Below are 6,261 nucleotides of genomic sequence, written 5' to 3' on the forward strand. Positions count from 1 at the left end.
TCTGGAGCGTTATCGATAGATGCGAAGTCTTTCGCTTCACCACCGTACACTTTTGCAAGTGTAGTACAGATAGCAGCAGTTAGAGTTGTTTTACCGTGGTCAACGTGGCCGATAGTACCAACGTTTACGTGCGGTTTCGTACGTTCAAATTTTGCTTTAGACATGAGTTGTCCCTCTAGGTACGGATTTAGGTGGCTTTGATGACCACGCAACCAAAATTATTGGTAAGGAGTATATATCAAAAGGAGATAATTGCTTGGAGAGCTGGTGCTGATACCCAGAGTTGAACTGGGGACCTCACCCTTACCAAGGGTGCGCTCTACCGACTGAGCTATATCAGCACTCAAAAATTGGAGCGGGCAGCGGGAATCGAACCCGCATCATCAGCTTGGAAGGCTGAGGTAATAGCCATTATACGATGCCCGCACACGTAACTCTGAGAGCTATTTCCTTAAGAATATGGTGGAGGGGGACGGATTCGAACCATCGAAGGCGGAGCCGGCAGATTTACAGTCTGCTCCCTTTGGCCACTCGGGAACCCCTCCAAATTTTTTCTTCATTCTTTCGAAAAAGAATGGTGCCGACTACCGGAATCGAACTGGTGACCTACTGATTACAAGTCAGTTGCTCTACCTACTGAGCTAAGTCGGCATAAGTGGAGCGCATTCTATTGAATGATGCTCAGCCTTGCAAGCCTAAATATTAAAAAAAAACCAATTTTCCATAAATCTCGCCTGTTCGTTGCTTTTTCAAGCAAAATGCGTTTTCTCACTCAATTCTATCGTTTAAGGCATTTCCATTCTTTTCACCTTAATGTATGTTTCATCCTCTTCTTTTTTATGTCATTCATCGTTAGGTATTTTATGGGTCCTTATATCTCTTTTGATCGCAATCAATGGGCCGAGCTACGTAACTCTGTCCCGATGACTCTCTCTGAGGCTGACTTAAAAGAGCTACAAGGTATTAATGAAAACCTAACGATGAAAGAAACGGCTGAGATTTATCTGCCTTTGGCTCGCTTACTTAATTTATACGTGGCCGCCAGACAAAGCCGAAATGCGGTTTTGCATCAATTTCTCGGTAATACCGATATATCGCCTCCTTTTATCATTGGCATCGCAGGAAGTGTCGCCGTTGGGAAAAGTACTACGGCGCGTTTGTTAAAAGCGCTTCTTTCACGCTGGGAGAATCATCCCAAAGTTGAACTGATCACGACAGATGGGTTTCTTTTTCCCAACAAAATTCTTAATGAGAGAGGAATTATGGGGAAAAAGGGGTTTCCTGAATCTTATGATATGAAACGTCTGGTACAGTTTGTGTCGGATGTTAAAGCAGGAAAAAGAAATGTAAGCGCACCGATCTATTCACATCTTACTTACGACATCACCACTGAAGAGAAAGTCGTCGATAGGCCAGATGTGTTGATCATTGAAGGATTGAACGTCTTGCAAAGCGGCATGGATTATCCACACGATCCACATCGAGTGTTTATATCTGATTTCTTAGATTTCTCACTGTATGTCGATGCGGACAGTCAACTTATTGAAAAGTGGTATGTTGAACGCTTTATGAAGTTTCGTCACAGCGCCTTTAAGGAGACGGGATCGTACTTTAGCCACTACACAAAACTGTCTGAGCTAGAGGCGAGAGAAAAAGCTGAGAGCATCTGGCACTCGATCAACGGTAAAAATCTGCAACATAATATTTTACCGACCAAAGAGCGCGCTCAGTTAGTTTTGCGTAAAGGCCTCAATCATACTGTGGAAGAGATACTACTAAGAAAATAGTTTGGTAAAGCGGTTACTCTGCCTTGCGTAACGATATTTCGCCACCAATGTAACTCTCCATTCCATTCTCTGTTTCTAGCAACACCGCTCCATATTCGTTGATCCCGTGCACCACGCCATAGACCTCTTTGGGGCCCATAAGCAGTTTAACTTTTCGACCAATAAAGTTATCGAGTCGATTCCAGCGCGGTATAAAATCCTTCATCCCATAAAGCTCGTAATCACGTAGCGCTTGGTCTAATGATTGAATAAAGACAATAGCGAGCAAGTTCCTGTCTATTTTCAGACCGTCGGCTACCTGCGACAAACTTGCCCATGGCTGGTCAATGGCTTGCTCATTTTCGGGCATGAAAATGTTCATTCCCATCCCAATCACTAAATGTGCCGCTGCGCCAGCCTGCCCTGTCATTTCGACTAAAATGCCCGCCAGCTTTCTATCCTGAAAATAGAGATCGTTCGGCCACTTAAGCTTTACACCGTCAAATCCGATGCTTGCTAGCGCTTCCACAATCGCGACCCCGACCACAAGGCTAAGCCCCATTGCGGCCGCCATCCCCGCGTCGAGCCGCCAGTACATGGAAACATAAAGATTGCTGCCAAAAGGCGATATCCACTGACGCCCACGCCGACCCCGTCCATTAGCCTGATACTCTGCTAAGCAAACGCAGCCCGAAGCAAGGTTATCTACACGTTCTAACAGGTATTGGTTGGTTGAATCGATAATGGGGAAAAGCTCGACAGGGTTACGCACGGCATTTTGGATCTGTGTCGCATCAAGTAGATTCAGTGATTGAGCAAGCTGATAGCCTTTGCCTTGAACGCGGAAAATATCAATTCCCCACTCCTGAATCCCTTTAATATGCTTGCTGACTGCAGCGCGAGAAATACCAAGTTCTGCTCCTAGCAACTCACCAGAACAAAACTCGCCACTGGCCAGATGACGAAGTAATGATAGTTTGACACTGTGCTCTTTCACTTTAATTCCTTAGCAAGATGCTCAAGGTTCGTTTCACCCATCGCATCTAAAAATCGGACTTCATGCTCTAAAGATATCGAAAATTTATCCTGAACTGCTATGCAAACTTTAATCGCTAGTTGAATAACATCAAAGGCTGTAGCGCTACCTTTATTTACCAACACTAAAGCTTGCTTCGGATGCACTTGAGCATCACCTAAGCTATACCCTTTGAGCCCACACTGATCAATCAACCACCCAGCCGCTACTTTTCTGCCTTCTTCCACGGGGTAAGAAACAAGATCGGGATAACTCTCAAGAAGAGCCTGCCAATGTTCTAAACTAATAATTGGATTTTTAAAAAAGCTTCCTGCATTACCTAGCACCCGCGGATCGGGTAATTTGGCATTGCGAGTAGCGCATACCCGTGTATAAATATCAATAGCTTGGCAGGTGTGACTATCCAGTTCTTGCAAAGGTCCATAATTCAGTACGGGTTGCCATTGCTTCAATAGCTTTAGTCCTACCGCTACAACGATCGCGTTACTGTGCAAAGCGTGCTTAAAAATAGAATCACGATAACCAAATAGACATTGTTTGGCGCTCAGGCGCTTGACGGTTAAGGAGTCTAAACAGAGATAATCAACGTAATCACACACATCTTGAAACTCTACACCATAAGCGCCAATATTTTGGATAGGAGCAGAACCTGCACAACCAGGTATCAAAGCCAAATTTTCAAGACCTGCAATATTTTGCTTCACTGCCCATTCAACAAGTGAAGGCCAATCCTCACCACCAGAAACATGCAAATAATGGTAATTATCATCCTGCGTGTGCTGTAACCCTTTCAGTTGGTTGCTTAAAACCATTCCTTGAAAATCACAAGTAAAAAGGACATTGCTACCTTTTCCTAACATCAACTTAGGCAAAGTTTGCCATTCTGCGCTCTGGTAAATTTCCACCAAATCTTGCACAGAGAAAACTTCAGCTAATAATTGACAAGATTGTTCTAGGCCAAAAGTGTGGTATTTTTTTAAGCTCGCATTGGGATGTAATTGCATGGCATTCTATGGATAAATTAAACTCACGCCATTCTACAACAGATAACTATTCGAAGCAGGAAGAAATGTGGCAACTACAATTTGACATACTCCCCCCGATAAAACTTCCTTTGATCAAGCGAATGTACAAAGAACATTACCCTTCAGCAAAAGCTAGGAAAGATGAATTGTGCGTTATAGGCACGCTCGATGGGCAGATATCTGCTGTTGTCAGATTTAAAAATATTGATGTATATCGATTACTGACTGGCATGCTTGTGCTGCCAGAAAACCAAAAAAAAGGGATTGGGTCGCAGTTGCTCAATTATTGCAGCGAGAATATTCTCAATAATCAAGATTATTGCTTCGCATACGCTCATCTTGAGCCCTTTTATGCTCGTCATGGTTTTCACTCCATAATGACAGAAGAACTACCAATAGCTCTTATGCAACGGTTTGAGCGCTATGTATCCAGTGGTAAAGATCTCATTCCTATGAGATACCTAGGCTAGTATGACGAGAATGCGCGGCTTTTCTAGCAATTGAACCGTTGAATTTGGTAATATCCCCAGTTCGCAATTTTGCAAATAAGTAAGGTAAATCATCCAATATGATTGCTCATAGAAACCCATTCGAGCGATTGCCGACCATCGCACAATCACCGGATCATTTTGAAGTTTTATTTTCGGCAAAAGAATTTAAAAATCATCTGATCCAGTCGATCCGTCAGGCAAGTAAACGAATCTATCTTGTAGCGCTGTATTTAGAAGATGACGAAGCAGGCAGAGAAGTTTTAACGGAGCTATATAATGCCAAGCAAAGAAACCCTGGCTTAGATATTGCGATTTGCGTTGATTGGCATAGAGCGCAACGTGGATTAATTGGTGCGGCCGCTTCGGAAGGCAATGCTTCAATGTATCAAGAGTTCTCTCAGAACCACGAACACGCCATTCCCGTATACGGCATCCCCGTGCGAGGCCGCGAAGTTTTTGGTGTTTTACATCTCAAAGGTTTTATTGTCGACGACCAGGTGATCTATAGCGGAGCAAGCCTTAATAACGTTTATTTGCATCACAAAGAGCGCTATCGATTCGACCGCTATCACACCATCGACAATCAATCTCTTGCCGATAGCATGGTACAATTTATTCAGCAAAAAATGATAAGTCATCCTGCTGTCAATGACTTATCAAACACATCGAAGCCAACGACGAAAGATATCAAAACTGACATTCGGCAATTTAGAGCCTCTCTAGCAACAGCAAACTATGAGTTTGAGTCACAGATCCCAACAGCCGATCAAGTGGCTTTGACGCCACTGGTAGGTATTGGAAAGCGTCGAAATAAACTCAACCACAATATTAACCAACTGATCGCTCATGCTAAAGATGAAGTCTTTATCTGCACTCCGTATTTCAATTTTCCAAAAAGTGTCGCTAAAGAAGTTAAGAAAGCATTGAAACGGGGTGTAAAAGTTCACATTGTCGTTGGCGATAAAACGGCAAACGATTTCTATATTTCCCCAGAGCAAACCTTCAAGACAATCGGCGGCTTACCTTATTTATATGAGCTTAATCTACGCCGTTTTGCCAAAGTAAATGAAGCCCATATTGCCAGTCGAAATCTTTCTATCCATCTCTGGAAACATGAAGAGAATAGCTTCCATCTAAAAGGCGTATGGGTGGATAAGCGCTATATGTTGATCACTGGTAATAACTTAAATCCAAGAGCATGGAAGCTCGATCTCGAGAATGCCATTCTCATCCAAGATCACTATCACCACTTAACACCTAAGTTTGAGCAAGAGATCGACAACATCCTTCGACATACTCAACTTGTTTGTACCTACAAACAACTAGAGAAGATAGAAAACTACCCTGATGCGGTACAAAAACTACTGCGCAAAGTAACGCGAGTTAAGGCCGATAGAGTGCTCAAACAGATTCTGTAAAGCACAACACTAGACGATTAGCCGACACAACGTGTCGGCTTTTTTATATGCCTACACGTTGTTTTCATATGGCTATTGATTGAGATAGTAGCGCCTTTCATGCAGCTACTCTGTTCGATGAACATAAGCCAAAAGAAGTTCAGCGCTCAAGAGGACATCAAGGAATAAGCACAGGGAATCTAGTTGCAATAGAGATAGCTTAAAACGACTTAAGCAGCTCATTGAAACTCAAACGAAAGAAGCCCTGCTATTACTAGCAGGGCTTCTTAATAAGTGGCGGAGCGGACGGGACTCGAACCCGCGACCCCCGGCGTGACAGGCCGGTATTCTAACCAACTGAACTACCGCTCCGCAGCGTGTCTGGTTAGACAATATTCAAAGCCTGGCGATGTCCTACTCTCACATGGGGAGACCCCACACTACCATCGGCGCTGTTGTGTTTCACTTCTGAGTTCGGCATGGAATCAGGTGGGTCCACAACGCTATGGTCGCCAAGCAAATTTCTTAATTCGGAAAGCTGTTTCG

6 protein-coding genes, 5 tRNA genes and 1 rRNA gene are annotated in these 6,261 nt (G+C 43.7%); 3 read left to right on the forward strand and 9 right to left on the reverse strand.

Features of this window, described 5'->3' with window-relative positions:
• The 5 genes from AACT21_RS05085 to AACT21_RS05105 form a co-directional block, all read right to left on the reverse strand.
• Positions 1–164: GTP-binding protein (locus AACT21_RS05085; RefSeq protein WP_254917232.1), on the reverse strand; the 164-nt coding region annotated here is incomplete at its 3' end.
• A 101-nt stretch (positions 165–265) separates the two neighbouring features.
• Positions 266–341, reverse strand: a tRNA-Thr gene (locus tag AACT21_RS05090).
• Positions 342–351: 10 nt separating this feature from the next.
• Positions 352–426: transfer RNA gene (locus AACT21_RS05095), tRNA-Gly, on the reverse strand.
• 34 nt (positions 427–460) lie between these two features.
• Positions 461–545: transfer RNA gene (locus AACT21_RS05100), tRNA-Tyr, on the reverse strand.
• Positions 546–575: 30 nt separating this feature from the next.
• A tRNA-Thr gene (locus AACT21_RS05105) sits at positions 576–651 on the reverse strand.
• Between the two features lie 212 nt (positions 652–863).
• On the opposite strand from AACT21_RS05105, the gene coaA reads away from it, so the two are divergent.
• On the forward strand, positions 864–1,787 hold the full coding sequence (gene coaA / locus AACT21_RS05110; protein ID WP_010318972.1) for a type I pantothenate kinase: 924 nt from the start codon (positions 864–866) through the stop codon (positions 1,785–1,787).
• Between the two features lie 13 nt (positions 1,788–1,800).
• On the opposite strand, the gene birA is transcribed toward coaA, so the two are convergent.
• Together birA and murB are read right to left on the reverse strand one after the other, a co-directional pair.
• Positions 1,801–2,763, reverse strand: coding sequence for a bifunctional biotin--[acetyl-CoA-carboxylase] ligase/biotin operon repressor BirA (gene birA, locus AACT21_RS05115; protein ID WP_094164600.1), 963 nt, complete (start codon positions 2,761–2,763; stop codon positions 1,801–1,803).
• On the reverse strand, positions 2,760–3,806 hold the full coding sequence (gene murB, locus AACT21_RS05120; protein WP_094164601.1) for a UDP-N-acetylmuramate dehydrogenase: 1,047 nt from the start codon (positions 3,804–3,806) through the stop codon (positions 2,760–2,762). Before murB ends, birA begins: the two co-directional genes overlap by 4 nt.
• Before the next feature lie 8 nt (positions 3,807–3,814).
• Here murB and AACT21_RS05125 point away from each other — a divergent pair, with 8 nt between their 5' ends.
• Together AACT21_RS05125 and pssA are read left to right on the forward strand one after the other, a co-directional pair.
• Complete coding sequence (locus tag AACT21_RS05125) at positions 3,815–4,297, forward strand: GNAT family N-acetyltransferase (RefSeq protein WP_013857960.1); 483 nt, start codon at positions 3,815–3,817, stop codon at positions 4,295–4,297.
• Positions 4,298–4,395: 98 nt separating this feature from the next.
• Positions 4,396–5,736 carry a CDP-diacylglycerol--serine O-phosphatidyltransferase gene (gene pssA, locus AACT21_RS05130; RefSeq protein ID WP_013857962.1) on the forward strand — a complete coding sequence of 447 codons (1,341 nt, stop codon included), beginning with the start codon at positions 4,396–4,398 and terminating at the stop codon, positions 5,734–5,736.
• Between the two features lie 274 nt (positions 5,737–6,010).
• Here pssA and AACT21_RS05135 read toward each other — a convergent pair.
• A tRNA-Asp gene (locus AACT21_RS05135) sits at positions 6,011–6,087 on the reverse strand.
• Between the two features lie 29 nt (positions 6,088–6,116).
• Positions 6,117–6,232: ribosomal RNA gene (rrf, locus tag AACT21_RS05140) — 5S ribosomal RNA — on the reverse strand.
• Between the last annotated feature and the right edge of the window lie 29 nt (positions 6,233–6,261).

Origin of the sequence: Vibrio sp. V08_P9A1T1 (assembly GCF_963874405.1) — a bacterium.
In the GTDB taxonomy this organism is placed as follows: Bacteria; Pseudomonadota; Gammaproteobacteria; order Enterobacterales; family Vibrionaceae; genus Vibrio; species Vibrio anguillarum.